The following is a 26,441-nucleotide window of genomic DNA, read 5'->3' on the forward strand; positions in this document are numbered from 1 at the left end:
CAATAGCCATCATAATAAATTTTATCGCGGGTAGCCTTTTTTCGTCAAGTAATCTTGCGAAACTATTTTTTTAGGAAAACATTTAGCGAGATTGGTCCAACCGTTATCTCGCCACCTTGAAGGATTTTGTTTAAAGAAATTCCTGAAAACTCATGATTGGCAAGCATAAACCATTCACCGTCAGGTATTGTGACTAAATGGTCACGGGAAGAAGGATTTATAATCATGATGACTTGGTTCTTTTCGTATAAAAGGCCTAAAACTGGCGCTAGAAATGGTAAGATTTGAATTCCGGAGCGAATGTCATCAGGATTTCTCATACGAAAGCAAGGATACGATTTTCGAATTTGAATAAGGCCTTTTATATACTCTACGTTTTCCTTATAGATACATTTCCGCTCCCAATCAAGTTGGTTTACGGTATCAGGTGAACGATAGCTGTTTCCTTCGCCATGTTTCGTTCGAAAAAACTCCTGACCGCTATGAAGAAAAGGAATTCCTTGTGCCAATAAAACCAATCCCGAGGCAAGTCGATGATATTTCATTCGAGCTGTCTCATCAGTCTCTTTATGACAAGCAAGAAGCTTATCCCACATGGTATGGTTATCATGACATTCAACATAATTTACTGATTGAGATGGATTATTAAACAATCCATTATTCTTTTTATTAAAACCGATGCTGCCAGTGATTAATTCAATCGCACCCTCAAGGAAGTGTTCATTTCCTAAAGCATATCCTTTATCGAATAAATTAAAAGTACTACCTTTAATGGTATCACGGAATTTATCATTAAATTGGCCAATTTGCGGCATTTTGGCCTGATTCGCGATGATCGCTTTTTGATCTTGGGGGAGTGGTGTATTAAGGTTCCAGCCCTCACCAATAATAATTGTTTCTTTATTTATGCTGTCACAGACTGTCCTAACTAAATTCATCGTCTCTACATCCAAAATACCCATTAAGTCAAACCGGAAGCCATCAATATGGTATTCCTCCATCCAATATTGAATGGAATCTAAAATAAATTTTCTTACCATCCTCCGCTCGGATGCTATATCATTCCCCACACCAGTCCCGTTTGAAGGAAGTCCTATCTCATTATGACGGAAATAATAACCAGGAACCACTTTTTCAAAAGAGGAATTTTCACGGATATATACATGATTATATACCACATCCATAATAACCCTGAGACCAGCACGATGAATTTGATCAATTAATTCCTTTAATTCAATAATCCTCACATAGGGATTAGAGGGGTCTGTTGAATAGCTTCCTTCTGGAGTATTAAAATGAAGGGGGTTGTAGCCCCAATTATAATCCGCATTCGGATCGAGTTCATTCACACCCGCAAAATCATGAAAAGGGAGAAATTCAATATGAGTGATTCCCAAGTCTTTTACATAAGACAATCCAGTGAGTCCCCCATCTTTATCCTTTGTGTCAAGCTCACTTGCACCAAGGTATAGGCCTTTATGGGTTACTCCGCTGCTAGAATGAATCGTAAAATCTCTAATATGTGTTTCATAAATAATTGCATCAACAGGACTTTCTATTAGAGGAAGCTTTACTTTGGGTCTTTTTGTTTTTTTCAGGTTTACAATGATCCCATGTTCCCCATTTGCCGTCAAGGCTTTTACATACGGATCGATGACCTCCCGCCATTCCAGGTTTACATGGACAAGAAAGCTATACTGATAATATTCTAAATTTCCATTTACCGTAACCGACCAAATCCCCGAATCTTCTCGCTTCATTTTTACGATTTCGGAAAATTGGCTGTTAGGCGGTCGTAACTTTAATTTGAGCGCCGTTGCTGTTGGGGCCCAAAGCTTAAACTGACTTTGTCGTTCATCAAAGGTCACGCCTAAATCGGTACCGTCATAATAAAATTTTTTATCAAAGATTTCCGTCCGGATGACTGCACCTATTTGGAGATCTGTTTTTCCTCCGTGTTCGTCATGTATCCAATATTGTTTTCCAAATGATAGTTCCTCTTCTAGCTGGCAAACATATTTCATTTTATTTTCTATTTGGCGCTTGTCGATGATTTTCAATGGGGCATCTTTAAAGTCATTGGAAATAATGAATAAAGATGATGACCCATGGTGATATGAAAGTGGCAGAAGAATCGTAATGATCTTCATCTCATCTAAGTAGGCAAGAAAATTTCGCTCAGTGGCAATCATTCGAGTCCCTCTCTTTCAAATCAGCTGATTCCTTATTTTTCCACCCCGTCAAAACTGCCAGTGCCTTTGTCTGCAGGTGAATGGTCAAAGGGGTAAATCCTATATGCTCGCCATCACCATGTACAAATAGAGAACTATTTGAATGGATGGAAACTACTTTTCCCTTAAAAGTTTTTACTTCCTTAAAATGGATATGTTTCCCCCAAAAAACACTAATAAAAACAAGCAACAATTTTAGACGTGATAACTTATGGACAACGGTTATATCAAACAGCCCATCGTCTGGCTCAGCTTGAGGTGCAATTTTCATACCTCCTCCATAATAAGGCTGATTGGAAACGGTAACAAACCATGTTTGTTCAAATATATGCTTTTTCCCGTCAATTGATAAATCAATTGTAGATGTTTTATAAGTAAATAACTTTTTTAGTAGAAAATACACATAAACCAAGCGTCCCATTGAGAGCTTATTTAACCATGCCTTTATTGGGGATTGATTTACTTCATGGGCAATACTTGCATCAAACCCCGCACCCATATTATTAATAAAATAATGGACTGATTGATCCTCCATCGTCATTTTGCCTGCATCAATTGATTGGGCATCACGTTTCATTAATCGACAAATGACATGGAGGGCTTCCAATGGATCCGACGGAATAAGAAAGCCACGTGAAAAATCATTCCCCGACCCTCCGGGTATGAATCCTAGTGTGATATTTATATTATTCACGATTCCATTCATCACTTCATGTATGGTTCCGTCTCCGCCAACAGCAATGATTACTTTTTTCTCTTTGTTGCTTGCAGCAATTTGGCTGGCAATGATTTTCGCGTGTCCTGGATACTCTGAAAAAAATGCCAAATAGGATATTTTTTCTTTCTCCAATTGCGTTTCAACATTTCTCCAAATATTAAAGCAGTGGCCGTTTCTTGCTTTTGGATTGATAATAAAATAGATTTGTTTCATACCGCCACCTCTTTACTAATGGTATTCTAAAGGGAATAGGGTTATGGCTTCATATTTTGGGGTCCTTTGAAGATGAGTTTGGTATAAGACCACATCCCTTGCTTGAAAAGGAATGGGGTTAGACTGGAGCTCATCCCACAGGGCAAGTAGTTCTTTTTGAAAGGCTTGTTCCCCAACCCATTTTCTTGCAAGGGTAATATGGGGACGAAACGGACGGGTTTCCAGTTGAAAGCCAGCTTTTTCACAAGCAGAAAATACCTTATTTCTTAACTCTTTCAGGTCCGAACTATCCTCTGTATCCGCCCAAAAAATACGAGGCGTTTCTGGATTTCCGAATATCCCTAGTTTGTTTATTTTTAAAGGGAATGCTTTTTCGTTCTTAACCGCTTCTCTCACCAGTTTTTCTGTCTCTACAAGTTTTTCAGAGCCTGCACCGCCTAGAAAAGCCAATGTAATATGCAGATCCTGATGATGGACCCATCTGCTAAACGGAATTCTTCCTTTAATTTTTTCGATCCGATCTTTCATGATTACTTTTGTTTCATCTGGTATCTTTACAGCATAGAAAAAATGGTTTCTTGGTTCCATTCGATTTATTCATCCTTTATTAAATTTTAGTCTATTTTTCTTTAATTGTATCTAATTACAGACAAACATTATCCGATATTTTTTACAATGGGGAAAAAATTATTTATCATTAAATAAGGAACTACAGAAAGGAAGGGCCCAAATTGAAAGTTGTAAATAATATTGCCGAACTAATTGGAGAAACACCTCTCGTAAAACTCAATCGCGTTGCTCCAAAAGATGGGGCCACTGTATATTTAAAGCTTGAATTTTTTAATCCTAGTAAAAGTGTAAAAGACCGCGCCGCTTTTAATATGATTCTTGCAGCTGAAAAAAGAGGGTTTTTAAAAGAGGGGTCAACCATTATTGAGCCGACTAGTGGAAATACCGGCATCGGCTTAGCTATGAATGCAGCAGCACGTGGATATCGCTCGATTATTGTAATGCCAGATACGATGACATTGGAACGAATTAATATTTTAAAAGCTTATGGGGCTGAGGTTGTCCTTACTCCGGGGGACGAAAAGATGCCGGGTGCTATAAAAAAAGCACAAGAATTAGCAGCTGTTATTCCTAATAGCTTTATTCCGATGCAGTTTGAGAATCAAGCAAATCCAGATGCCCACCGAAACACAACCGCAGTTGAAATCATTGAGGCGATGAAAGAAATCGGCAAGACTTTATCTGCTTTTGTTGCCACTGCAGGAACGGGCGGGACGATTACAGGAACGGGGGAAGTCTTAAGAAAGCAGTTTGATAATTTATTAATCCATGTTGTGGAACCTAAAGGGTCACCTGTTCTATCCGGTGGAAAACCTGGTAAACACAAGCTTGTCGGGACAAGTCCTGGATTTATCCCTGAAATCCTTAACCAGGATGTGTATGACGAAATTCAAAAAATCTCCGATGAAGATGCTTATGAAATTTCCCGTAAATTAGCTAGTGAGGAAGGAATTCTCGTTGGTCCGTCCTCAGGCGCTGCCTGCTTCGCTGCATTGCAAGTCGCAAAGACATTAACCTCCGACGATGTAGTTGTGTGCATTGCTTGTGATACGGGTGAGAGATATTTATCGAGCGATCTATTTCAATTTGATTAAGAGAAAAAGACGTGCGTACGTGCACGTCTTTATCTCTTTCTTATAGATTTCCACATTGCCTTTCAATTTCCTGAACAAATAACTCTTGTAATTTTCTTGTGACAGGTCCAGGCTGTCCGTCTCCTGCTTTTTTTCCATCTATTTCAATAATCGGCATTACCTCTGCCGTTGTACTAGCGAGAAACACTTCATCAGCTTGCGCTAGTTCATCAAGAGTAAAAGTTCTTTCTTGGACTCTAATATTATTTTTTAAACAAAGATCAAGAATAACATCCTTTGTAATCCCTTTTAGGATAAGATTATCTGATTGGTGTGTCATTACAGTTCCGTTTTTAACAATAAAGATATTGGATGAGCTTCCTTCTGTAACATCCTGGCCTCGATGCTGGATGGCCTCAAAGCATCCTTCTTCAGCAGCTTTTTGTTTTGCTAATAAATTAGCTAGTAAATTTAAGCTCTTTATATCACAACGCAGCCAGCGGATATCTTCAGTAAGAATCGTAGTCACGCCGGTCGCCAAACTTTCTACTGGTCGTCCAACCTCTTTCGTATAGGCTACAAGAGTTGGCACAATCTCTTCCGTGGGAAAAGGATGATTACGCGGAGCAACTCCCCTTGTAATTTGTAAATAAATCGTGCCCAGTTGCAGATTATTTTTTTCCTTTAATTCCTCTAGTAATTGTGTTAATTGTTCGATTGTATATGGTAGTGTAATCCCAATACTAGCGGAACTTTTTACAAAACGATTTAAATGTTCGTTTGCTGTAAACATCCTTCCATTATAAACCCTGATGACCTCATAGACCCCATCACCAAATTGATAACCGCGGTCTTCCACGTCTACCCTAGCTTCTGAACGTTCAATTATTTGGCTGTTCAAAATAGCAAATTTCATCTCCGATTTCCCCTTTGTTTACTTATTCATTTTGTGTCCATTCAAATATGGCCTGTGCGTAAATAGCCGTTGCAGATATAGTTGCTAATGTAACAATATCATTATGGCATTTATCTTATCAATTTTTTATAAAAGCTTCCAAATAACAGTATATTTTACTAAAAATTCAAAAAATTATCATAAACCAAACATTATCCCCCATACCATATAGTAATAGCAATGAAAGTGAGGGAGAAAATCCGAATAATTTACGTAAATTTAATTTAATTATTTTGTAAATTTTACTATTGTGGTAGAAATTTTCAGAAATTATGGGTACAATATGGTTAGATGTATGACATCTAAGTATCCACTACAACCATCCATGAAAAGGAGTTGTCTGCGCGGAAAAGAAAACTACATATTTTCAAAGAGGCTGTCGGTAGAGGGATTAAGCCATAGGTTTGAAAAAAGGATAGGGAGTGGTTCTTTGAAACCTTCAACTAACCGGATGTTAAACCGCATCAAATGTATCTACATGTTTATCCGCAATAACGGCACTGTCACGACGCAGGAACTTGTAGAGGAATTTGGTATCACTCCTCGCACCATACAACGAGATTTAAATGTCTTAGCCTATAATGACTTGGTCATAAGCCCAAGCCGCGGAAAATGGACTACTACAGAAAAGAAAGTGAAGATGTCATCTTAAAACCAATAAAATTAGATTAATACACATTAAAAAAAGCACGCGAGTCAATCGTGTGCTTTTTTGTTTTCATGAATTACCGCCGGTCATGGATTTGATCAAATTTAATAATTTTATTAAATTCTTGGTCGCTTAAGATTCCGAGCTTTTTAAACAAAAATGAATAAAGGAAAATCCTCCGCTGCATTCGAGGGTTTATATTCATAAAATCCGCCTCCTATTTATATTTATAATATTCGCCTTAACTAATAAAGTTTCCTTCAGGCAAAAAATATTCATTAAGAAAAATCTCCAACTCTATTTGACAGTTTATTAAAATATGCTATATTAGTATAAAATACTTTAGCGCTTAAAAGCGTCTAAGCAAAGAAGAAAAGTGAGCTGAATCAACATGGAACATAAACAGCAGGAATTAAAAAAAGGATTATTGCCAAGGCATGTCCAGTTTATTGCTTTAGCTGGAATGATTGGGACAGGTATCTTTAAAGGAAGCTCTGATACCTTGAATATTGCAGGGCCAAGTGTTGTTGTTACCTATTTAATTGGCGGTCTCATTCTCTTTATTATCATGGCAGCCTTAGGGGAAATGGCGTTGGCCTTTCCAAATTTAAATGTCCAGCATTTAGTAAAAAAAGCTTTTGGATTTCAAGTTTCCTTCATTGTTGGCTGGCTCTACTGGATTAATTGGATTTTAGTCACAGTAGTAGAATTATTAGCAGCTGGCAGTTTCTTGCAATATTGGCTCCCTTCTGTCCCATTATGGATATTAAGCCTTATTTGTGCAGTTGTAATCGTTGGAATCAATTTAACTCAAGTGAAATATTATGGAGAGCTGGAGTTTTGGTTTGCAGGAATAAAGATTTTAGCCTTAACGGCATTTATTGTTTTAGGATTTTTGCTTCTATTTGGAATCATTCCTGGCTCTTCGACCGGTTCTGTCGCGAACTATACAGCACATGGGGGATTTTTCCCGCACGGTCTTGTCGGCATGTTCAGCGCGTTCTTAGTGGTCATGTTTTCCTATGGAGGTGCTGAATTAATCGGGGTTGCCGTTACGGAGACAAAAGATTCTGAGCGGGTTTTACCAAAGATCATTAAGGGTGCCGTCTGGCGCGTCATCATTTTTTATATTTTACCAATCTTAATTATTTGCGGCCTTATGCCTTGGAATAAAGTTTCTGGCTCTGAAAGCCCATTCGTTCAAGTTTTCAGCAGCACTGGCCTTCCAGGCGCTGCCCATATCATGAATTTCGTCCTTTTAACGGCAGTACTATCGGCTGCCAATTCGGGGATTTACGCTACTTCTAGAACGTTATTCTCGATGGCCCAAAGCGGCGTGGCACCAAAGAGTTTATTAAAAACAACGAAAACGGGAATTCCATTAGCAGGGATTATGATTACTAGTGCCTTTATTTTAGGCGGTGTTTATTTAGCCTATATAACACCTAGTCAAGTCATCAGCTATCTTATGACAATCCCAGGTTTTACAGTCATGTTAATTTGGATTAGCATTTGTGCCGCCCAATTAAAGTTAAGACCATTATATAAAAATCAACCCGCTTTTCGGGTAAAAGGGTTTCCTTACACCACGATATTTGCGATTGTGTCCTTATGCACCATCTTTATTGGATTTATTTTAAATCCCAATAATTTAATTGGTTCAAGCGTCTCTTTAATCACTTTAGGAATACTTATTATCCTCTCGTTTGTGGGTAGAAATAAATGGACATCCGTTAATTTGAATTCATCTCGCACTATTTAAAAAAGTGATACCCAAAAAACTTTGGGCATCACTTTTTTTCTTGGTCATCCTCCGATTCAACAAACAGTCTAAGCGCAGTAAGTTTATTTTGCCAATAAAGCTCAAAATACTGAAGCCAGTCTTTTAATTCAAATAGCGGCTCAGGTTCCAGCTTATACCGTGTTTCCCTGCCTACTTTTCGCTCCTTCACCAGACCGGCATCAGCTAAAACCCTTAAGTGCTTAGAAACAGCTGTGCGGCTTATCGGGTAGTGTTCACTGATAGCCGTGACAGGCAATTCTTGATTGCTTAATAGTTTTAGCAGGCTCCGGCGGGTTGGATCAGCAATGGCTTGAAAGACATCATGCTTTGCTGAAGAAGCAGCCATCTATGCCTCAACATACCCTTGTAATTTTTTAACAAGACCTGACCAGCCCTGATTCATGTTTTCGCGAATTGGAGTATGTGGAGCACCAAACTCAGTAACTTTGTTGGCGTCCCAACCGCCATGGATTAACGTGAATTCTGTTTTCCCATCAAGCTCTTTTAACTCAAATGTAAGTGTCCAGTCTTTTCCCCAATTGAAAGAGAGACTGTTTGGCGGATCGACATGTGTTACCTTACATGGTGACATACCAAATTGACCAGCATTTAAATGAAATTCGTGTCCCTCAACAGGCTGCATATCGTTTGGCATGAACCAGGCTGCAAGGCCTTCAGAAGTTGCAACCGCATCCCATACTTTATTAATTGGAGCATTATACACCAACGTATATTTAATATCTTCTAATGTACCTTGTGTTTCGTTTACCATAATTATTTTCCTCCTCAATTACTTTCCGATTAATTTAATATGTAACCATTTGGTTTCACATTAAGATAATATAACACCATTTGGTTTCACGTCAAGCGTTTTTAAAGGCTAAAATCGTGATTCCTATTACTTTGTAAAAAAGATAAGCATTGAATTGATTTTTCATTGACCGAAGGAGTAAGTTTTATTGCATTTTCGGCATGGAACCGCTCATTTTTTTAATGGAGCGCACATGCTACGTTACCCAAGGTCTCATTTCATCCTTGTTTAGGTAATGTATACCCCTTCTACGTTACCTTAATTTTCTTTTCATCCCAGTTTTGGTAACGTAGACCCCTTCTACGTTACTCTAATCCTCCTATCATCCCCGTTTAGGTCACGTAGCCTCTTTCTATGTTACCCTAATCATCTTTTATCCCGGTTTGGGGTCACGTAGCACCTTTTTGGTTGTCTGGAAAATGGAATTAATTCTTTTTTTGACTGCAAAAAATCTCAAAAACAACAATAACGAGACTTTCAAAATAAAAGGTGACTCTACAATAAGTAAAGTCACCAAAAAAATTCATATCATACAAAGCTCGGCTGTTGGGTATTTAAATTTCTCTACCCTGATTACTGTATAACAATGCCTGGGCGATGCCTGTAAAATACTCTGATTCTCTAATAATATGATTTAAAACGACCTTTGCAGTTGGATTACCGCTGACGGCAGAGCTTTCCGTTTTAATTTGCTCACAAAGTCTTATGAACGATAAACTCTGCTGCAAACAATAAGAGACAAGTTGAAGAACATGCTGATACAGCTCATAGGACACGTTTGAGCCAGACCGAATGACTGTTTCGATATATCCGATAACCTGGCGATGTGTTTCTCCAAGGGCTGTTTCCCACTTATTCAACGCATCGACAAACTCCGGCTCTAATCCCTTCACAAGCTCCCGAATCACAACGGTATGCTCTTCTTCCTGATGCTTCCAAAACTCTGCTTCATCTAGTATTCGAAGCGGCATTTGATCGCCATAATAAAACTGCATGTACATCCTCTCCCTTGTATCTATCACTTCAATTTATGGGAAAAGCATGATAAATATTCAAAACGTGATAGAATACAAATAAAATACATTCTGAGGTAGTTTTATGGACATGAATCAATATATAAGAAGTATCCATTTAAAGAGGGAAGAAATTCCTTCATTTAAAAAATTTCCTTTTAATCTACCGAGTTTGAAAACATTAGATGAATTATCTTTGCACCCAAAAGTTACCTTTCTCATTGGTGAAAATGGAATGGGTAAATCCACTTTATTAGAGGCTATCGCGGTCGCTTTAGGTTTTAATCCTGAAGGTGGCTCCTTTAACTTTAATTTTTCAACATTCGATTCTCATTCTCCCCTTGGAGATTACTTGAAAGTGATAAAAGGCATCGAAAAGCCAAAGGATGGATTCTTTTTGCGGGCGGAAAGCTTTTATAATGTCGCTTCCAACATCGAGGAATTAGACCGTGGAGGAGGGGGGCCGCGAGTAATCGATTCATTCGGCGGTATATCGCTTCATGAACAGTCACACGGCGAGGCTTTCTTTGCTACTTTTCTTCATCGCTTTTTTGGTAATGGCATTTATATCTTGGATGAACCGGAAGCTGCCCTTTCGCCGCTCAGGCAAATGTCGATGCTGACTAGGATTCATGATTTAGTGAATGAAAACTCCCAATTTATTATTGCTACTCATTCACCCATCATCATGGCATATCCCGATGCGAAAATTTTTGAATTCACTGAGGAAGGTATAAGAGAAAGTAGGCTCGAGGAAACCAATCATTATCGAATCATGAAACAATTTTTTGAAGATAAAAATAGAATGCTTCATCATTTGTTGAATGGGAATTAAAAAGAGCTCTGAGACCAGAGCCCTATTGCACAATATTTTTCCCATAAAAGATTTCGTCCATTTCTAACTTTAATCTTTCAGTGATTTCGATATGTTCGTCTGGTGACAAAGTTTCTTTTTTGTAGCCAAATAAGTAGTTGTTCAAATCAAACTCCCGCAGTTTACATTTCGTGTGAAAGATATTCTCCTGATAGACATTGACATCAATCATATCAAACAGTTCTCCTACATCCTCTGGAATGTAGTTTTGAATGGAACTTATTTCATGATCAATAAACAGTTTATGGCCAGTTTTATCTCTTGTAAACCCGCGAACCCGATAATCGATTGTCATTACATCAGTCTCAAACGAGCGAATTAAATAATGAAGTGCTTTGAGCGGGGAAATTTCACCGCACGTTGATACATCAACATCAGCCCTAAACGTACTAATTCCCTCGTCTGGATGAAATTCAGGGTATGTATGCACGGTGATATGACTCTTATCCAACTGCATCACAACAGATTCCGGCAACGGACCCGGTGATTCTTCAAATGATTCCTCCGGTTCATTTGCAGCAACCGGTCCTTCAGAAACAAGCAGGGTTACACTCGCACCTGCTGGTTCAAAATCCTGACTTGCCACATTTAACACATGGGCTCCTATAATATCGGATACATGCTTTAAAATGTTTTGTAATCTATCTGCACTGTATTGTTCATCGATATACTTTAGGTACGCTTCACGCTCTTCCCGCGTTCTGGTAAAACAAATATCGTACATATTAAAACTTAATGATTTAGTCAGGTTATTAAAGCCATGTAATTCAATTGCCTGCTCATGTGTTAGTTTCATGAACCCTGTCCCCCTATGTCAAAAGGTAATATCGCTAGTAAATATTATTAATTTACCCATAGTTCCTTATTTTATGGAAAAATTATTACGTAACATGGTACACTGAATCCAAATTACAAGATTTAAAGGGGATGACTTATTTTGAACAATGAAATTGCCCTAATAAAGGAGCTTTATACTCAGTTTCTAGATGGATGGAATAATCAAAATGCCGTAGAAATGATGAATCCATTTGCAGTGAAAAGCGAATTAATCGGATATGATGGAAGCCAGTACTCTAGCCGTGAAGAGGCAGTTTCAAATCTTAAGCAAATTTTTGCTCATCATCAAACTGCGTCATTTGTGGCAAAAGTTCGAGAAGTACGTTTTTTTGGATCCGAAGTGGCTATACTTCGGGCAATTGCCGGGATGGTACCGCCTGGAGGTACAGAAATCAATTCTAATGTTAATACTCATCACACGCTTGTTGCCCATAAAAATGACGGAAAGTGGCAAATTGTCCTTTTACAAAATACTCCCGCACAATTCCATGGAAGGCCAGAATTAGTTCAACAAATGACTGAGGAACTTCAGGAATTAATATAATTTCACTTTCCTTTCAAAAACAAAGTATCGAAATTTTGATACTTTGTTTTTTATTTCATCATAATTCCCAAATTCTTGTGGAAAATAATTGAAGGTCTGAAGAGAGGTGAAGGGATGAAAAAATTCTTTTGGTTTGTATTACTATTAATTCTGATGCTCCCTAATATTGCGCATGCTGAGCCTTTTGATAAAAACGTCAAGGTAGCGTTCATTAGAGATGGATTCCTATGGACAAAAATAAATGGCAAGGAACAGAAAGTTTCAAATAAAGCTTCAAAACTTTCCTACCAACCTCAATGGTCCCCTGATGGGAAATGGATTTTGTATCAAATTGAACCTAATAAAAAGAAAAATTCGGAAACCTTTACCGAAATATGGGTTTATAATGTCTATACGAAAAAGCATATTAAAATTACTGCTGACGGATATAATCCGAAGTGGTCACCGGTCGAGAATCTCGTTGCTTTTAAAAGCGGTTGGGTTTTAAATGTTTCGAATCTTGAACATTTTTACAATATCGCTTTAGGTGTTAGTGATTATACGTGGTTTCCGGACGGTAAATCGTTCATTACCGCCTCAAGTGCTTCCTTAAGACCGGACGGATGGACAAATCCAATCCTTTTTACAATAGTTCTCGAAAAAGATTTATCAAAAATAAAAAGCTTTACGAAAAATGTAAAGCAATTATATACCATTCCTAATGAATTAAAAAAAGGAAGTATCAGCATGGTGGCAGCTGATCCAGGAAATTTCAAGTTTTCTCCTGACGGTAAATGGATTTCCTTTATTGTAAGTCCTCCAACTGCTTCTTGGGCGATGGACAGCAATATGGTATGTGTTATCTCATCTGAAGGACAAAATTTTGAGGTCTTAGATGAAACCATTATTGGCCCTTCCAAATGGGCATATTCCCAAAATTTATTAGGATATATTGCTGGCGGTGGAAGAATTGTCTTAGGGTTTAAAAACAAAGATATGAAAATTACAGAAATGCCGGCATTTAAATCGACAACCCTTACACCCTCTCATTTTGCAGAATTGGGGTTTGGATGGAAGGATGACAATTCTCTTTTTGTTTCAAGAGTTAAGGAAGCGGATTGGTCAAATGAAGCAAAGAACCGACCAGACCCTTCATTATTTTTAATAAAAATTAAAGAACAAACACAAAATCAGATTACCCATCCGCCTAAGGATTTCGGCGATTATCAGCCACAGTACCTACCCGCTTCAAACAAATTAACTTGGCTGCGAAAAAGAGATATAGCAGACTTTCAAAAGCCAGATTTATGGATTGCTGATTCTAATGGTCAAAATCCACAAGTATGGATTGAAAATATTGATGGGTATGACTTTTATGAAAAAAAGAACTAATTTTGTGATTCGCCGATAAATGGTCGTAATTCGCCGATATATTTAAAAATTCGCCGATAAACCAGTCAGATTCGCCGATAAATTGGCAATTTACGCCGATAAAATCAAACATTTGAAAAAAACACATAAAAAAGTGCCTATTTATTTGCGAAAAATCGAAAAAGCAGCCAGATTTGGCTGCTTTTTCACTTTACTTGATAATCTCTCAATAATTCTATTTCTTCTTCGCTCAATTCCCGATACTCGCCAAGCTCAAGTGTTTCATCCAAGGCAAGCGGTCCCATTGAAATCCGCTGCAGGTAAACGACATTTTTTCCGACTGCTTGGAACATTCTTTTTACCTGATGAAATTTCCCCTCGGTAATGGTCAGTTCAATATCAGACCGAAGTCCGGATTTTAGGATTTTTAATTCACCAGGTTTTGTTTCATAACCATCATCCAATGTCACACCTTTGGCGAATGCTTCCACATCCTCCTCTGTAACTTCTCTATCGATGACAGCAAAATAAGTTTTTGGAACATGCTTTTTAGGAGATAGCAGTCGATGCGCCAATTGCCCGTCATTGGTAATGAGTAGTAATCCCTCAGTATCCTTGTCGAGCCTGCCTACAGGAAATGGCTCATAGACCTGATCCTCTAACTCCAATAAATCGATGACTGTTTCACCTTGATTATCTTCTGTAGCCGATAAAACCCCAGGAGGCTTGTTCATCATTAAATAAATAAACTCTTTATACTCAATGACTTCACCATTTAAGGTAACGGTTTGTGTGTTTGGATCCACATGTTGTTTGGCATCCTTCACTATCGTCTCGTCCACTTTGACGGCACCACTTTTTAATAACTGCTTAACTTCCTTCCGGCTTCCATAGCCGAGATTCGCCAGCATCTTATCAATTCTCAACCGATCTCCTCCCCGGTAATCGTAATTTTGTCATTAGTCTATCTACTTTGTCGCCAAATAATCGTCTGGCAAGACCTGATTTTAGTCCAAGATAAAAATAAATCCCGGCCCCAACCCCAGCACTAATAAGAATGATCAAGACTGATTGCATCTTTGAAGCAGGTGAAAGGAATAACAGTAATAATTTATAAACTACTTCTGTTCCTACCCACATTACTCCAGCGAAAATAACAATTAACAAGCTTCTTCTCCAAACGAAACGGAATGGGTAACGAGCAAACAATTTAATCACGATTATATTAATAATAATGGCTGCCGTATAACCTAAGGTTGTCGCTAATACAGCCCCTCTTGTTTCCATCATTTTAATCAATGGGATATTTAAGGTTAATTTTATTAGTAAACCGACAAGTAAGCTTAGAATGGTATATCGTTGTTCATTTATGCCTTGTAAAATGGCAGCAGTAACCGAATACAAGGAAAAGAGAATTGCAACCGGAGCATAAGCTCTTAAAACGCTTGCTCCAAGTAAATCATGCTGATAAAACGCTGTGTAAACAGGCTCTGCTAATAAAGATAAGCCAATAGCAGCCGGTAAGGTTAAAAATAATAGAACCTGAAATGTCTGATTAAGCTGGCGATTTAAGCTATGTTTATCACCTTCAATGAAAGCCTTGGTTATACTTGGTACTAGTGTTAACGAAAAGGCTGTCGCAAGCGATACCGGTATGATAACGATCTTATGTGACTCGAAATTCAATATGGAGAAAAAGGATTCCGCTACGCTTGGAGCTTTTCCTATCTCGGCCATGGCCTTACTAAAGGTGAATTGATCAATGGCTTGAAATAGCGGGTTAGCTATTCCTACCAATACAAATGGAAACGCAGAGATGAAGATTTCTTTATAAATTTCTTTAAGAGAAATATCGATTGTCCCTTTATCGTGTGTAAGCAGTTCATCTAAATATGGTTTTCTTTTATACCAGTACCAAAATAAAACTAGCAGACCGCCGATTGCCCCTATAAACGCTGCAAACGTTGCTACACTTACAGCCGTAACCATTTTTCCATTAAAAACATGTAAGACTACATAAGCACCTAGAAGTGTAAACGTAATTCGGACAATTTGTTCCACTACTTGAGAAAGTGCAGAAGGTCCCATTGATTGATGACCTTGAAAGTACCCGCGGATTAAGCTCATAAATGGAACAACGATCAAGGCAAAACTGACCGCATGCATAACGGTTGTGACCTGTGAAAGGTTGGCTTTTTTATCGCCGCTAATACTCATTTCAGCTAATGTCGGTGCTGCAAGATACATAATCAAGAAAGCCAAAAATCCTGTTAACAGCATAATCATTAGTCCGGATTTAAATAACTTCCTACCGACAGCATATTCCTCTAGAGCATTATATTTTGAAATAAACTTGGATACTGCAAGCGGAACTCCCGCCGTTGCTATACTTATAAAAATGGTATAGGGGACATAGGAAAATTGATAAAGGGTAGTCCCTGAACGACCGACGATTTGAAAGAATGGAATAACATAAATTAAGCCAAGAATTTTCGATAGTATCGTGCCAAACGTTAAAATAAATGTTCCTCTTAAAAGCTTAGATTGCATAGAATCCCTTCCTACCCGAAGAAATACGTGCGCTTTTTCACAAAGAAAAAATTCGACTTTTTTTGCACACTATTAGTAGTTTACAACTCTTTTCCTTCGGATGCTACTAACAACCGGGTTAAATTTATGAAAAATCGTTTATTTTCATGTTGAAATGTTTATAATGAGGTGAATCTATTTAAAGTTGGTGCAATTATGGAATTTGATGTTATTGTCATTGGCGGCGGTCCTTCAGGCCTAATGGCAGCTATTGCCGCTGGTGAAAAAGGAGCTAAAGTATTATTAATCGATAAAGGGGACAAGTTGGGCAGAAAACTAGCCATTTCTGGCGGAGGACGCTGTAATGTTACAAACCGCCTGCCCGTTGAAGAAATCATAAAACACTTGCCGGGAAACGGAAAGTTTTTATATAGCGCTTTTTCTATTTTTAATAATGAAGATATTATAAAGTTCTTTGAAGGTCTTGGAATTGCTTTAAAAGAGGAAGACCACGGCCGGATGTTTCCTGTCTCTGATAAAGCACAATCTGTCGTTGATGCTTTGTTAACGCAATTGGAAAGGCTTCATGTGAAAGTGTTCAAAAATAGCCCTGTTGCTGACGTTTTATATGAAAATGACCAAGTTTCGGCAGTCCTGTTAAAAGACGGTCAGAAAATCAGGACAAAATCCATCGTGATAGCCGTAGGCGGCAAGTCAGTTCCCCATACAGGCTCGACCGGGGATGGCTATGCTTGGGCGGAAAAAGCAGGTCATACAATTACTGAACTTTTTCCCACAGAGGTTCCTGTTACCTCTAGTGAGCCATTTATTCGCGATAAATCCCTGCAAGGAATTTCCTTAAGAGATATCGATCTTAGCGTGTTGAATCCAAAAGGAAAGCCTCTTATTTCTCACCGAATGGATATGATTTTTACCCATTTTGGAATAAGCGGACCTGCAGTACTAAGGTGCAGTCAGTTTGTCGTGAAGGCTATGAAAAAATGGAACCTAAAAGAGGTCACAATGAGCCTAGATGTTCTTCCAGACAAAAAGGAGGAAGAACTTTTTCAGGAAATCGTGAAATTAGTAAAAGAAGAGCCAAAGAAAAGTATTAAAAACACCTTAAAAGGGCTTCTTCCTGAGCGTTATCTCCTATTCCTATTAGAACAGAACGGAATTGATGCTTCGGAGCAGGGTGGTACGATATCCAATGAAAAATTCCGAGGTTTTGCTAAAAGCTGCAAACAATTCCAGTTCAAAGTAAATGGCACTCTTCCTTTGGAAAAAGCATTCGTGACGGGCGGCGGGGTTTCAGTTAAAGAAATCGAGCCTCAAACCATGGGCTCGAAGTTCATGAATGGCCTCTATTTTTGCGGAGAAATTTTAGATATTCATGGGTACACAGGAGGATACAATATCACTTCTGCCCTTGTAACCGGGAGATTGGCTGGAACCAACGCGGCCCTTGATGCAAAAAAGGCCTGATTTATATTATCAGGCCTTGAATATGATCATAGCTGAAAAGCAATAAATTTGTTCTTCTTCTTCATCTTCCGTCATCGCTGCCACATTATATTTAATATCTAATAGACTCTTTTCATCCAACCCTCTTAAGAAATGATTCATTTCCTTTTCTAGGTCTTTTTCGTGCTCCCTATCAAACAATTTGACCTGTATCACGGTACTCTCCCTTTCTTTTTTCTACCATTATCGCCATTTTTCTGAATTTTTAAAATAAATCTCTTGAAAAAGTTAAGTTTATTTTAAGTTTGAGCTTGTAAATTACTTTTAAGAAAGATGATTTTAGTATGAAAGGAGCATTAATTATGGATAAAAAACAAAAAATCTCTTGGGGAGTCAGCTTTGGCAGCTTGGCATTAGTTGCTGGAATGGTTTCTTATCTAGGTTTATCCAATGGAAATACATCGAATAACCAAGTAACATTCAATCGCGGACAAACTTCAAATAATAATACTAATCAGCAGGCACAGGATAATTTTAATAACGGGAACATGCAGGGACCTGATCAAGGCTTTGATAATTCTAGCGGCAATGATGGTTCATGGGGAGGAGATAGTCAGTTCAATCAAAACGATCAAGGCTCTGTTGATAATGGCAGTAGTAATAATGATCAATTCAGCAATAGCAATGGGCAGGATCAATTCTCAAATAGCGGCGGCCATGGATTTGGACATCATGGAGGATTTGATACAACAACAGGTGGAACCTGATGTACAATGGGATAAGTTCAACTGTGAAAGCTGGGAATCTGACCCATTGAAACGGTCTATGGGACAATTTCAACTAGTAAAACAAAAAACTGTCTCATAGAAGCAGTCTATAGGACAAATTCAACTAGTAAAACCGAAAAACTGTCTCATAGAAACCCTCTATGGGACAATTTCAACTAGTAAAACCGAAAAACTGTCTCATAGAAACCCTCTATGAGACAATTTCAACTAGATAAACAAAAAACTGTCTCATAGAAACCCTCTATGAGACAATTTCAACTAGATAAACAAAAAACTGTCCCATAGAAGCATCTATGGGACCAAACTCCGCAAGAAGAAATTTGATTTTACAATTGATGGTGACTTTTTGGTTATTTTGTTTCACCCGTCCAGTTTAGCATTCCGCCAACCATGTTGCGGACTTTATAGCCCTGATCCTGCAGGTAATGGCAAACATTTCCGCTGCGGCCGCTTGAACGGCAGATAAAGATATATTCTTTATCTTTGTCAAAATAATCGAGGTTAGCTGGAATGTCACCCATGCGAATATGTTTTGCCCCTGGAATCATCCCTCCAGCAACTTCTTCATCTTCCCTAACATCTACTAGCTCAAGTTTTTCCCCCGCCTCGAGCTTCTTTTGCAGTTCTTCTGGTGTAATTGTTTGAATTTCTTCCATCCCACTCATCCTTTCGGAAAAACGTCCTCCTACTAGAGGAGGATGTTCTATTTTGTTAGTTTGCTACAATATTAACTAGTTTACCCGGAACGGTAATCACTTTGCGCACGGTTTTGCCTTCGATTTGTTCCTTGACGCGGTCATCTTCCATCGCGATTCCTTCTAATGCCTCTTTGCTGGCATCAGTTGGTACCATAAGCTTCGTTTTTACCTTACCGTTTACTTGGATAACAATTTCGACTTCCTCATCCACAAGCTTTGCTTCATCATATGCAGGCCATGCTTCGTAAGAAATCGTCTCACTATGTCCAAGCTTTTCCCAAAGCTCTTCAGCGATATGCGGACTAACAGGTGCAAGCATTTTAACAAATCCGTCAACGTAATGCTTAGGTAATACTGTTGCTTTATAAGCTTCGTTAATGAATACCATCATTTGAGAAATAGCGGTATTGAATCTCAAGCCTTCATAATCCTCGGTAACCTTTTTCACCGTTTGGTGGTAGACCTTATCTAGATTTGGATCTTCATCATTTGGCTGGATTTTCGGACTTAATTCGCCGTTTTCCTCAACAAACAATCTCCAAATTCGATCAAGGAAGCGGCGTGAACCATCCAGACCATTTGTCGACCAAGCAATCGATGCATCAAGCGGTCCCATAAACATTTCATACAGGCGTAGCGTATCAGCTCCATGGCTGTCAATAATATCATCAGGATTTACTACATTCCCTTTTGACTTACTCATCTTTTCATTGCCTTCGCCTAAAATCATTCCTTGGTTGAACAGCTTTTGGAATGGTTCTTTTGTCGGTACCACACCGATATCATATAAGAATTTATGCCAGAAGCGTGCATATAGCAAATGAAGCACCGCATGCTCAGCACCACCAATATAAATATCGACTGGCAGCCAATGATTTAATTTTTCTTGTGATGCAAGTGCCTGATCATTTTTTGGATCAATATAGCGTAAATAATACCAGCAACTGCCTGCCCATTGCGGCATGGTATTCGTTTCACGGCGGCCTTTTTTGCCTGTTTTTGGATCGACAACATTTACCCAATCGGATATATTGGCAAGTGGTGATTCACCTGTGCCAGATGGTTTGATATCCTTCGTTTTTGGTAAGGTTAATGGAAGCTGGTCTTCCGGTACAGCCGAGCTTGTGCCATCTTCCCAATGGATGATTGGAATCGGCTCGCCCCAGTAACGCTGACGGCTAAATAACCAATCACGTAAACGGAAGGTTACCTTTTTGGTACCGATGCCTTTTTCCTCTAACCAAGAAATCATTTTTGAAATCGCTTCTTCTTTATTTAAACCATTTAAGAAATCGGAATTAATATGTTCGCCATCACCGGTATAGGCTTCTTTTTCGATATCTCCGCCAGCAACAACAGCTTTAATTGGCAGACCGAATTCTGAGGCAAATTCATAGTCGCGCTCATCGTGAGCCGGGACAGCCATAATGGCACCTGTTCCATAGCTGACAAGGACATAATCAGCAATCCAGATAGGCATTTTTTCCCCATTTGCCGGATTGATAGCATACGCACCAGTAAACACACCTGTTTTTTCTTTAGCAAGGTCGGTACGCTCTAAATCGCTTTTCATTTTAACCTTATCTAAATAAGCATCAACGGCCGCGCGCTGCTCCACAGTTGTAATGGTATCAACAAATGCATGCTCTGGAGCCAATACTGCGTAGGTGGCACCGAATAATGTATCCGGGCGAGTTGTGAACACTGTGAAGGTTTCGTCATGACCATCAATGGCAAAAGTTACTTCGGCTCCTTCTGAACGGCCAATCCAATTGCGCTGCATTTCTTTTAAGCTTTCTGGCCAATCAAGCTCTTCTAAATCTTCAAGCAACCGATCGCCGTATGCAGTAATTTTTAGCATCCATTGCTTCATTGGGCGGCGTTCAACTGGATGTCCCCCGCGTTCGCTCTTACCATCGATAACCTCTTCATTTGCAAGTACGGTTCCAAGTGCTGGGCACCAGTTCACGGCTACTTCATCGATATAGGCGAGGCCTTTTTCCCAAAGCTTTAAGAAAATCCATTGCGTCCACTTATAGTATTCAGGATCGGTTGTATTTACTTCACGGTCCCAATCGTATGAGAAACCTAATGCTTTGATTTGTCTGCGGAAGGTATTGATATTCTTCTCGGTGAATTCTGCCGGGTCGTTACCAGTATCTAAAGCATATTGTTCTGCCGGTAGTCCGAATGCGTCCCATCCCATTGGATGAAGAACGTTATATCCCTGCATCCGCTTCATGCGTGAAAGGATATCGGTTGCTGTGTAGCCCTCAGGGTGTCCTACATGGAGCCCGGCCCCTGATGGATATGGAAACATATCTAAAGCGTAGAATTTTCGTTTATCATATTCTTCGCTTGTTTTAAATGTTTTTTCTTCTTCCCATTTCTTTTGCCACTTTTTTTCGATTTGTTGATGATCGAAACTCATACTCTGTTCCTCCTTAAAATAAAAGCGGAAGCGCCTTAACCAGCCCCGACAAGCATAAGTCGAGCCGGCGGAAAGGTTGCTTTTTAACCTTTTCGACGGATTGGCTTAGACCAAAGAGGGGCTAGGCGCTGTAGCTAGATAAAAAAAATAAAAAAACCTCTCATCCCAAAAAGGGACGAGAGGATTGTGTATGTATCTTCCCGCGGTACCACCCACATTAGTGTTATAAAACACTCGCTTCATTCTCCTTAACGCGGTAAACGGCAAACATTACTTTAAATTCATGCTTGCAACTCATAGGCGAGTTCATGATGTATCCGGTTGACTTTCACCAGCCGTCAACTCTCTAGTTCGGATATGGATCATTACTACTCCTAGTCACTGTTTTTTCAATATAAAGTATTACGGTTATTGTATTAAATTTCCCAACAATATGCAAGTAACCCAGCTGCCTATTTTCATGATTGACAATTACATGTTGCTTTAAACCTAAGTTTCACCCTCCACCCCACGTGGACAAAACACTAAATTTGTCCACGGACGGTGCCTGTCACCCTTATGCTACGATCGTATAGAAGTGTTGTTACGATGGAAATTAAGAATAAAGCAATTAATACGGTAAATAATGCAGACATACTATATAAATCTACTAGCATTCCTCCCAAGAGAGGTCCAATCATTCTTCCTCCGGTTGCGGTGCTGTTGACGATTCCTTGGTAAAAGCCCTCTCGGCCCTTCGGTGCTAGACTGAATGCGACTGTCGGAACAGCAGGCCAGATGAACATTTCACCAATTGTTAAGATAATCATCGCAACGAGAAACCCTGGAAAGGCGCTGGCATTGCCTGCAACAATAAATGACACAATGAAAATGCCAATACCAATAAGGATTTGCAGCTTTAATGAAGAAGAGAGATATTTCAGTACTCCATTTAAAAGCGGCTGGCCTAGTACGATAATTGCTCCATTAATGGTCCATAAAAAGCTATATTGTGTGAGCGAAATGTTGATTTCCTGCGTATATGAGGCGATCGTCGTCGTCCACTGGACATACGCTACCCAGCAAAGTAAATAGCCTAAACATAGAATTAGTAATGCTTGTAGGTTGGCTTTTACTTTAACACCCTTTGCTGATTCTCCGTTATTTTCCTGCTTTGTCGAATCAATTAATATTCCTTTATAGCCGAAAACGGCAATAAGCATGAAGATGACATACATGATCATATTGGCAAGGAAGATCAGTTGAAACGAGTAATCTGCCACCAATCCTCCAAGTGCAGCTCCCACTGCTACACCCAGGTTTTGTGCGACATAAAGAGCATTAAATGCCTTTCTCCCGCCTTCCTTCCAAACCGATCCTGCCATTGCATACATCGATGGAAAAATGATTCCTGTTCCAATGCCAACTATCGTAAGAAAAATAACATACTCTGGCCAACCATGCCAGAAGGTTAATCCGATAAGGGCTGTGAGTGAAATGGAGATACCTAGAAGAACAGATTTATAGCCGCCGATTTTATCAAATAAATGACCGCCGTATAAATTTCCGATTACGTTTGCTCCTGCATTTAGCATCAGAACAATGCCTGCAACCGATAAAGATTTTCCTAAATGATCGTGAATATAGATAGTGTTTAAAGGCCATAAAAAAGAAGAGCCGATTACATTCACTGCCATCCCGATAATTAAGAGCCATAAGGCACGTGGCATGAAAAACGCTCCTTTGTAATAAAATATTTCGACACCCTAGGTAATTTTAGATGTTTTCCTGACTGAGTGCAATCTTTTTCTCCGTTGACACCTTGCCAATATTTTGACAAAATAATACAAGAAAACACTGTCTCTACAAAAGAAACAGTGTTTTCGAAACTCATTTTATTCTCAGGCTCTTTCCCAAACTTCTTATTCCTTCTTGGCGGGACGAATAAGAACATCAATGGAAAGGGTCTATTTTTTTACTGGTGTTGCCGGTACTACTGGAGCCTGCGCTGGGAAATAGGCATTTACAGCCTTGTCCTTTTTCTTTTCATTCACTTTTTCATCTAAGACTGCTTTTTTCACTTTATCAATTTCCTTATCAAGCTCTTCCATATTGACGCCTTTTTTCACTAACTCTTCTGTTGCTAGGCGGATGGCTTTGTTGGATTGCTCAATGGAAATCCTTAGCGAATCCATCGATCCTTGTGGGTTGTGGAAGCCTGCAGAGTTTTCTGCGGCAACGATATCCCAATACCATTGGCCCTGACGTACATATTCCTGTACTTGCTTAATTTTATCTTTACTTACACCAGACGTAATCATTTTGTTTACATAGTAGTGTGAAGTCGTTGATACGTTTTGTGCATCATGTAACGCACTTACGTTTGCTTCTTGAATTTCTAGGACACGATCTTTTAGTTTATCTAAATCGCGGTCACCATGGCACTGTCCGCAAGAAGTTTGCATGGTCTTAAGAGGTGAAGTCCACCAGTGTGAGGTGATTTTTCTTTTTCCATCGACACGCTCATATGGCATATGACAATCGGCGCAAGAAACGTCCGCTTTACCATGCGTACCTGACATATGGGTTTCATATTCTGGGTGCTGCGATTTTAGCATTGGTGTTCCGGAAATATTGCTAATCCAGTCTTTTTCAAAACCATTTTGTTTGGCAATCGTATTGTAGTATTCATACATATCTTCTGGCTTGAAGCCTTTTGTCCAAGGGAATGTAACTTCGCTGTTTTTAGCAGAAAAATAATACTCAACATGGCACTGACCGCAAACATAGCTGCGCATTTCATTCTTCGTTGGATTGGAAACGTCCACACCTTGTGCTTTTAGTGCTTTAAAGAAGCTTGGCCGTGTTACCCGTAAATCCATTGTTTTCGGATCATGGCAGTCAGAACAGCCAATTGGCGAATGGCCCATGGCTTCCCCTTTTGGCCAAATTTCTTTGTTAAAATTTGCTCCCCAATAGTGGTCACCCATTTCTTCAATCATTTTTGGCACGGCGGTAGATTTACATGTGTAACAAGAACCCACAGATTTATCGGTAATCCGTTTAATACTGCGAATATCTTCGAGCGCATAAGTATGGCCGCGTTCTTCATTGTACTCCGTCGCAAACCCATAGCCGTTGAAAAGGATTGGCAACAGCGGCTCTTTATCTGCTCCATATTTGCTGACTTTTAAAGAACCTCCATAGGTAGTGTCTTCCATTTTTTCATTTTTCTTATAGCTGTTATACTGAAGCGGGAATAATTTTTTAAACGCTTCATTGCTAATTTCGTCATCAGATAGGCCTGTTGTCTTTTGACCTGCTGCAGCGGCTGTTTTCTCACTGGAATCATGTCCACATCCGGTAATAATCAAAACCAATGCCAGCAGGAGAAGATATGCCCCATATCTTAACCTTCCCATTTTTAAAATCCTCCCTTTTTCTCTAATAACTCTCCTGATTTAGGTGGCTCTTTATAATGATCGTCTTTAAAGCCTTTCCCATGCGGTACAGTTTTGTGGCAGGATACACAACTATCCTTTGCATCATGTGAGACATTGGTAATTGTACTTTTGTGGCAGGAGATACAGTTTTCGTTAATGACTTTCGTTGTGCGGTCAGTTGCATGGATAACATCAGGTATATCCTTTGTTCCTAATGAGTTGTAGTACACATGTGTCATCCCTGCTCTTCCTTTGAAAAATAGCTTTTTCGCTATATTCTCGTGAGGAAGATGGCAGTCATTACAGGACAATTTCGCGTGAGTCGAGTCCATAAACGAAGTATAGACCGATTGCATCGTGTGGCAGTTTTGACAAAAGCCCGGTGAATCTGTGTAGGCCATTGTTTTGACGGTTGCCAGCGATAAAAATACTCCTCCCAACAAAGCCAGGACAATCAAAAGCTTTTTGTCCATTTTGATCAGTTTCTTAAACATCTCTTCACCTCCCATAAAATCTTTCTCTCTCTTTTTTTATAGTTAAAGTACATTTGTACCTTAATCCCTATGTGACATCACTTGCAAAGCAGAATTTTTTTTACTAGGCTTTTATGTATTTACGGAATTGTTGTAAACGACTTCACATGAATTCTGAAAAAAAGGTGCTAGAAACGAATAGTATATCTAGCAAAAAGTGGAGTTTTGGATTTAAATTTTGTAATCCAATACCTTATTTAAACCATGAAAAAAAGTGTCAATCTGTGACGTACGTCACACATTAAATTTGAGTTGTTTCTAAAGTGTGAACAAGATTTTATCCTATTTAAAAGGTGTTTTTGATGAGAAATTGATTCAATAAGTGATTTTTAGCACTTATTTAAATAAATGGAAGAGAGAAAAAGATCCCTCAAAAAAAATTTTTTTGAGGGATCTTGCTTTTTTATTATGATGATTGATCTTTCTCTTGGTGCATTTTCGATTTTACTGGTTGGCCGCCGGATTTTTCATATTGCTTTTTAGACTGCTTCACAAGATCGAAATCCTGTCCGAGTTCAAGATCTTGATTATTGATGCCATTCCGTGTTTTTTGTTCGGGGTTTTGCTGCTTTGAGCGTTTTTTCAAAAGGTTCTCCTCCTCTTAATGCCCTTGTAAAATCATATTGTTTTGCAGCTGTTGAATTTGGAGTCTCATTCTGTGAAGCTGCTCGCGCTGCTGTGAATTCGCACTGTGAGCCATTGTACAAATATCCTGATAGGTTTCTTCAAGCGTTTGTAATGCTTTTGTGTAATCATCGTTATTATAATGCTCTTGAAGGCTGCTATCCTTGTACTGATCCTGAGAATATCGAATAGCATCCTCACATTGCTGCATTAAAGTTTCCATGGATTCACGAGTAGCCATCAATAGAACCCCCTTCATTTTTACCTGTCGTCTAGCAGCAGCGCCTAGGCGCTTCCGCTTTTCGATGAAGCGCACTGCTTCATTTCTTAT

27 protein-coding genes and 1 other annotated feature are annotated in these 26,441 nt (G+C 39.1%); of the genes, 8 read left to right on the top strand and 19 right to left on the bottom strand.

Going from position 1 to position 26,441, the window contains the following annotated elements:
• Positions 1 to 62 precede the first annotated feature (62 nt).
• Genes pulA through thpR form a run of 3 tightly spaced genes read right to left on the bottom strand, consistent with a single transcriptional unit; the run spans position 63 to position 3,750 of the window.
• Positions 63 to 2,192: a type I pullulanase gene (pulA, locus tag ABES02_RS02395; RefSeq protein ID WP_430130272.1), complete on the bottom strand. Its 2,130-nt coding sequence runs from the start codon at positions 2,190 to 2,192 to the stop codon at positions 63 to 65.
• Complete coding sequence (locus ABES02_RS02400) at positions 2,179 to 3,162, bottom strand: diacylglycerol/lipid kinase family protein (RefSeq protein ID WP_430130275.1); 984 nt, start codon at positions 3,160 to 3,162, stop codon at positions 2,179 to 2,181. The genes pulA and ABES02_RS02400 overlap by 14 nt, the downstream gene beginning before the upstream one ends.
• A gap of 15 nt (positions 3,163 to 3,177) precedes the next feature.
• On the bottom strand, positions 3,178 to 3,750 hold the full coding sequence (gene thpR / locus ABES02_RS02405) for an RNA 2',3'-cyclic phosphodiesterase (protein ID WP_430130278.1): 573 nt from the start codon (positions 3,748 to 3,750) through the stop codon (positions 3,178 to 3,180).
• A gap of 143 nt (positions 3,751 to 3,893) precedes the next feature.
• On the opposite strand from thpR, the gene cysK reads away from it, so the two are divergent.
• Positions 3,894 to 4,826, top strand: a complete 933-nt coding sequence (gene cysK, locus ABES02_RS02410; protein ID WP_430130281.1) for a cysteine synthase A — start codon at positions 3,894 to 3,896, stop codon at positions 4,824 to 4,826.
• A gap of 40 nt (positions 4,827 to 4,866) precedes the next feature.
• Here cysK and dat read toward each other — a convergent pair whose 3' ends face one another.
• Positions 4,867 to 5,721 (bottom strand): D-amino-acid transaminase, encoded by an 855-nt coding sequence (gene dat / locus ABES02_RS02415; RefSeq protein ID WP_430130284.1) that lies wholly within the window; start codon positions 5,719 to 5,721, stop codon positions 4,867 to 4,869.
• A 469-nt stretch (positions 5,722 to 6,190) separates the two neighbouring features.
• Between dat and ABES02_RS02420 the strand changes: the two genes are divergently transcribed.
• On the top strand, positions 6,191 to 6,412 hold the full coding sequence (locus tag ABES02_RS02420; RefSeq protein ID WP_173058944.1) for a DeoR family transcriptional regulator: 222 nt from the start codon (positions 6,191 to 6,193) through the stop codon (positions 6,410 to 6,412).
• 73 nt (positions 6,413 to 6,485) lie between these two features.
• Here the strand turns inward: ABES02_RS02420 and ABES02_RS02425 are convergent, their stop codons facing one another.
• Entirely contained in the window at positions 6,486 to 6,614 is a 129-nt protein-coding gene (locus tag ABES02_RS02425; protein WP_430130287.1) for a hypothetical protein, read from the bottom strand.
• Positions 6,615 to 6,800: 186 nt separating this feature from the next.
• Here ABES02_RS02425 and ABES02_RS02430 point away from each other — a divergent pair, with 186 nt between their 5' ends.
• Complete coding sequence (locus tag ABES02_RS02430; RefSeq protein ID WP_430130290.1) at positions 6,801 to 8,171, top strand: amino acid permease; 1,371 nt, start codon at positions 6,801 to 6,803, stop codon at positions 8,169 to 8,171.
• Between the two features lie 28 nt (positions 8,172 to 8,199).
• Here ABES02_RS02430 and ABES02_RS02435 read toward each other — a convergent pair whose 3' ends face one another.
• The 3 genes from ABES02_RS02435 to ABES02_RS02445 form a co-directional block, all read right to left on the bottom strand.
• Positions 8,200 to 8,538 (bottom strand): ArsR/SmtB family transcription factor, encoded by a 339-nt coding sequence (locus ABES02_RS02435; RefSeq protein ID WP_430130293.1) that lies wholly within the window; start codon positions 8,536 to 8,538, stop codon positions 8,200 to 8,202.
• Entirely contained in the window at positions 8,539 to 8,964 is a 426-nt protein-coding gene (locus ABES02_RS02440) for an SRPBCC family protein (protein ID WP_430130296.1), read from the bottom strand.
• Between the two features lie 593 nt (positions 8,965 to 9,557).
• Entirely contained in the window at positions 9,558 to 9,998 is a 441-nt protein-coding gene (locus ABES02_RS02445; protein ID WP_430130299.1) for a DUF2935 domain-containing protein, read from the bottom strand.
• A gap of 103 nt (positions 9,999 to 10,101) precedes the next feature.
• Here ABES02_RS02445 and ABES02_RS02450 point away from each other — a divergent pair, with 103 nt between their 5' ends.
• Complete coding sequence (locus ABES02_RS02450; RefSeq protein WP_430130302.1) at positions 10,102 to 10,851, top strand: AAA family ATPase; 750 nt, start codon at positions 10,102 to 10,104, stop codon at positions 10,849 to 10,851.
• Between the two features lie 22 nt (positions 10,852 to 10,873).
• On the opposite strand, the gene speD is transcribed toward ABES02_RS02450, so the two are convergent.
• A complete protein-coding gene (speD, locus tag ABES02_RS02455; RefSeq protein ID WP_430130305.1) occupies positions 10,874 to 11,686 on the bottom strand; it encodes an adenosylmethionine decarboxylase in 813 nt (270 codons plus the stop codon).
• Between the two features lie 141 nt (positions 11,687 to 11,827).
• On the opposite strand from speD, the gene ABES02_RS02460 reads away from it, so the two are divergent.
• Both ABES02_RS02460 and ABES02_RS02465 read left to right on the top strand, forming a co-directional pair.
• Positions 11,828 to 12,271, top strand: coding sequence for an SgcJ/EcaC family oxidoreductase (locus ABES02_RS02460; protein ID WP_430130308.1), 444 nt, complete (start codon positions 11,828 to 11,830; stop codon positions 12,269 to 12,271).
• 114 nt (positions 12,272 to 12,385) lie between these two features.
• Entirely contained in the window at positions 12,386 to 13,642 is a 1,257-nt protein-coding gene (locus ABES02_RS02465; protein WP_430130311.1) for a TolB family protein, read from the top strand.
• A 185-nt stretch (positions 13,643 to 13,827) separates the two neighbouring features.
• Here the strand turns inward: ABES02_RS02465 and ABES02_RS02470 are convergent, their stop codons facing one another.
• Both ABES02_RS02470 and ABES02_RS02475 read right to left on the bottom strand, forming a co-directional pair.
• On the bottom strand, positions 13,828 to 14,547 hold the full coding sequence (locus ABES02_RS02470; RefSeq protein ID WP_430130314.1) for a pseudouridine synthase: 720 nt from the start codon (positions 14,545 to 14,547) through the stop codon (positions 13,828 to 13,830).
• Entirely contained in the window at positions 14,537 to 16,171 is a 1,635-nt protein-coding gene (locus ABES02_RS02475; RefSeq protein ID WP_430130317.1) for a putative polysaccharide biosynthesis protein, read from the bottom strand. Before ABES02_RS02475 ends, ABES02_RS02470 begins: the two co-directional genes overlap by 11 nt.
• A gap of 195 nt (positions 16,172 to 16,366) precedes the next feature.
• Here ABES02_RS02475 and ABES02_RS02480 point away from each other — a divergent pair, with 195 nt between their 5' ends.
• Positions 16,367 to 17,635 (top strand): NAD(P)/FAD-dependent oxidoreductase, encoded by a 1,269-nt coding sequence (locus ABES02_RS02480; RefSeq protein ID WP_430130320.1) that lies wholly within the window; start codon positions 16,367 to 16,369, stop codon positions 17,633 to 17,635.
• Positions 17,636 to 17,644: 9 nt separating this feature from the next.
• Here the strand turns inward: ABES02_RS02480 and ABES02_RS02485 are convergent, their stop codons facing one another.
• The gene (locus ABES02_RS02485; protein WP_430130322.1) at positions 17,645 to 17,830 is read right to left on the bottom strand and encodes a sporulation protein Cse60; all 186 of its coding nucleotides are present in this window, start codon (positions 17,828 to 17,830) and stop codon (positions 17,645 to 17,647) included.
• 146 nt (positions 17,831 to 17,976) lie between these two features.
• On the opposite strand from ABES02_RS02485, the gene ABES02_RS02490 reads away from it, so the two are divergent.
• Entirely contained in the window at positions 17,977 to 18,381 is a 405-nt protein-coding gene (locus ABES02_RS02490; protein WP_430130324.1) for a hypothetical protein, read from the top strand.
• Between the two features lie 371 nt (positions 18,382 to 18,752).
• Here ABES02_RS02490 and ABES02_RS02495 read toward each other — a convergent pair whose 3' ends face one another.
• From ABES02_RS02495 to ABES02_RS02525, 7 genes are all read right to left on the bottom strand, one after another.
• A complete protein-coding gene (locus ABES02_RS02495; protein WP_430130326.1) occupies positions 18,753 to 19,058 on the bottom strand; it encodes a rhodanese-like domain-containing protein in 306 nt (101 codons plus the stop codon).
• Positions 19,059 to 19,113: 55 nt separating this feature from the next.
• The gene (gene leuS, locus ABES02_RS02500; RefSeq protein WP_430130329.1) at positions 19,114 to 21,531 is read right to left on the bottom strand and encodes a leucine--tRNA ligase; all 2,418 of its coding nucleotides are present in this window, start codon (positions 21,529 to 21,531) and stop codon (positions 19,114 to 19,116) included.
• Between the two features lie 168 nt (positions 21,532 to 21,699).
• Positions 21,700 to 21,922, bottom strand: a binding site (T-box leader).
• A gap of 133 nt (positions 21,923 to 22,055) precedes the next feature.
• Entirely contained in the window at positions 22,056 to 23,240 is a 1,185-nt protein-coding gene (locus tag ABES02_RS02505; protein WP_430130332.1) for an MDR family MFS transporter, read from the bottom strand.
• A gap of 237 nt (positions 23,241 to 23,477) precedes the next feature.
• Entirely contained in the window at positions 23,478 to 24,932 is a 1,455-nt protein-coding gene (locus ABES02_RS02510) for an ammonia-forming cytochrome c nitrite reductase subunit c552 (RefSeq protein ID WP_430130333.1), read from the bottom strand.
• A gap of 2 nt (positions 24,933 to 24,934) precedes the next feature.
• Complete coding sequence (locus ABES02_RS02515) at positions 24,935 to 25,447, bottom strand: NapC/NirT family cytochrome c (RefSeq protein WP_430130336.1); 513 nt, start codon at positions 25,445 to 25,447, stop codon at positions 24,935 to 24,937.
• A 445-nt stretch (positions 25,448 to 25,892) separates the two neighbouring features.
• On the bottom strand, positions 25,893 to 26,072 hold the full coding sequence (locus ABES02_RS02520) for a glycogen biosynthesis protein GlgD (protein WP_430130338.1): 180 nt from the start codon (positions 26,070 to 26,072) through the stop codon (positions 25,893 to 25,895).
• 15 nt (positions 26,073 to 26,087) lie between these two features.
• Positions 26,088 to 26,351, bottom strand: a complete 264-nt coding sequence (locus tag ABES02_RS02525) for a YtzC family protein (RefSeq protein WP_430130444.1) — start codon at positions 26,349 to 26,351, stop codon at positions 26,088 to 26,090.
• Between the last annotated feature and the right edge of the window lie 90 nt (positions 26,352 to 26,441).

The organism is Neobacillus pocheonensis (assembly GCF_050477905.1).
Taxonomy (GTDB): Bacteria; Bacillota; Bacilli; order Bacillales; family Cytobacillaceae; genus Neobacillus; species Neobacillus pocheonensis_A.

Excerpts from the sequence above, each read along its gene's own strand:
- pulA (WP_430130272.1), bottom strand. The coding sequence starts at position 2,192 with ATGATTGCCACTGAGCGAAATTTTCTTGCCTACTTAGATGAGATGAAG.
- ABES02_RS02400 (WP_430130275.1), bottom strand. The coding sequence starts at position 3,162 with ATGAAACAAATCTATTTTATTATCAATCCAAAAGCAAGAAACGGCCAC.
- thpR (WP_430130278.1), bottom strand. The coding sequence starts at position 3,750 with ATGGAACCAAGAAACCATTTTTTCTATGCTGTAAAGATACCAGATGAA.
- dat (WP_430130284.1), bottom strand. The coding sequence starts at position 5,721 with ATGAAATTTGCTATTTTGAACAGCCAAATAATTGAACGTTCAGAAGCT.
- ABES02_RS02425 (WP_430130287.1), bottom strand. The coding sequence starts at position 6,614 with ATGAATATAAACCCTCGAATGCAGCGGAGGATTTTCCTTTATTCATTT.
- ABES02_RS02430 (WP_430130290.1), top strand. The coding sequence starts at position 6,801 with ATGGAACATAAACAGCAGGAATTAAAAAAAGGATTATTGCCAAGGCAT.
- ABES02_RS02435 (WP_430130293.1), bottom strand. The coding sequence starts at position 8,538 with ATGGCTGCTTCTTCAGCAAAGCATGATGTCTTTCAAGCCATTGCTGAT.
- ABES02_RS02440 (WP_430130296.1), bottom strand. The coding sequence starts at position 8,964 with ATGGTAAACGAAACACAAGGTACATTAGAAGATATTAAATATACGTTG.
- ABES02_RS02445 (WP_430130299.1), bottom strand. The coding sequence starts at position 9,998 with ATGCAGTTTTATTATGGCGATCAAATGCCGCTTCGAATACTAGATGAA.
- ABES02_RS02450 (WP_430130302.1), top strand. The coding sequence starts at position 10,102 with ATGGACATGAATCAATATATAAGAAGTATCCATTTAAAGAGGGAAGAA.
- speD (WP_430130305.1), bottom strand. The coding sequence starts at position 11,686 with ATGAAACTAACACATGAGCAGGCAATTGAATTACATGGCTTTAATAAC.
- ABES02_RS02465 (WP_430130311.1), top strand. The coding sequence starts at position 12,386 with ATGAAAAAATTCTTTTGGTTTGTATTACTATTAATTCTGATGCTCCCT.
- ABES02_RS02475 (WP_430130317.1), bottom strand. The coding sequence starts at position 16,171 with ATGCAATCTAAGCTTTTAAGAGGAACATTTATTTTAACGTTTGGCACG.
- ABES02_RS02480 (WP_430130320.1), top strand. The coding sequence starts at position 16,367 with ATGGAATTTGATGTTATTGTCATTGGCGGCGGTCCTTCAGGCCTAATG.
- ABES02_RS02490 (WP_430130324.1), top strand. The coding sequence starts at position 17,977 with ATGGATAAAAAACAAAAAATCTCTTGGGGAGTCAGCTTTGGCAGCTTG.
- ABES02_RS02495 (WP_430130326.1), bottom strand. The coding sequence starts at position 19,058 with ATGGAAGAAATTCAAACAATTACACCAGAAGAACTGCAAAAGAAGCTC.
- leuS (WP_430130329.1), bottom strand. The coding sequence starts at position 21,531 with ATGAGTTTCGATCATCAACAAATCGAAAAAAAGTGGCAAAAGAAATGG.
- ABES02_RS02505 (WP_430130332.1), bottom strand. The coding sequence starts at position 23,240 with ATGCCACGTGCCTTATGGCTCTTAATTATCGGGATGGCAGTGAATGTA.
- ABES02_RS02510 (WP_430130333.1), bottom strand. The coding sequence starts at position 24,932 with ATGGGAAGGTTAAGATATGGGGCATATCTTCTCCTGCTGGCATTGGTT.
- ABES02_RS02515 (WP_430130336.1), bottom strand. The coding sequence starts at position 25,447 with ATGTTTAAGAAACTGATCAAAATGGACAAAAAGCTTTTGATTGTCCTG.
- ABES02_RS02525 (WP_430130444.1), bottom strand. The coding sequence starts at position 26,351 with ATGGCTACTCGTGAATCCATGGAAACTTTAATGCAGCAATGTGAGGAT.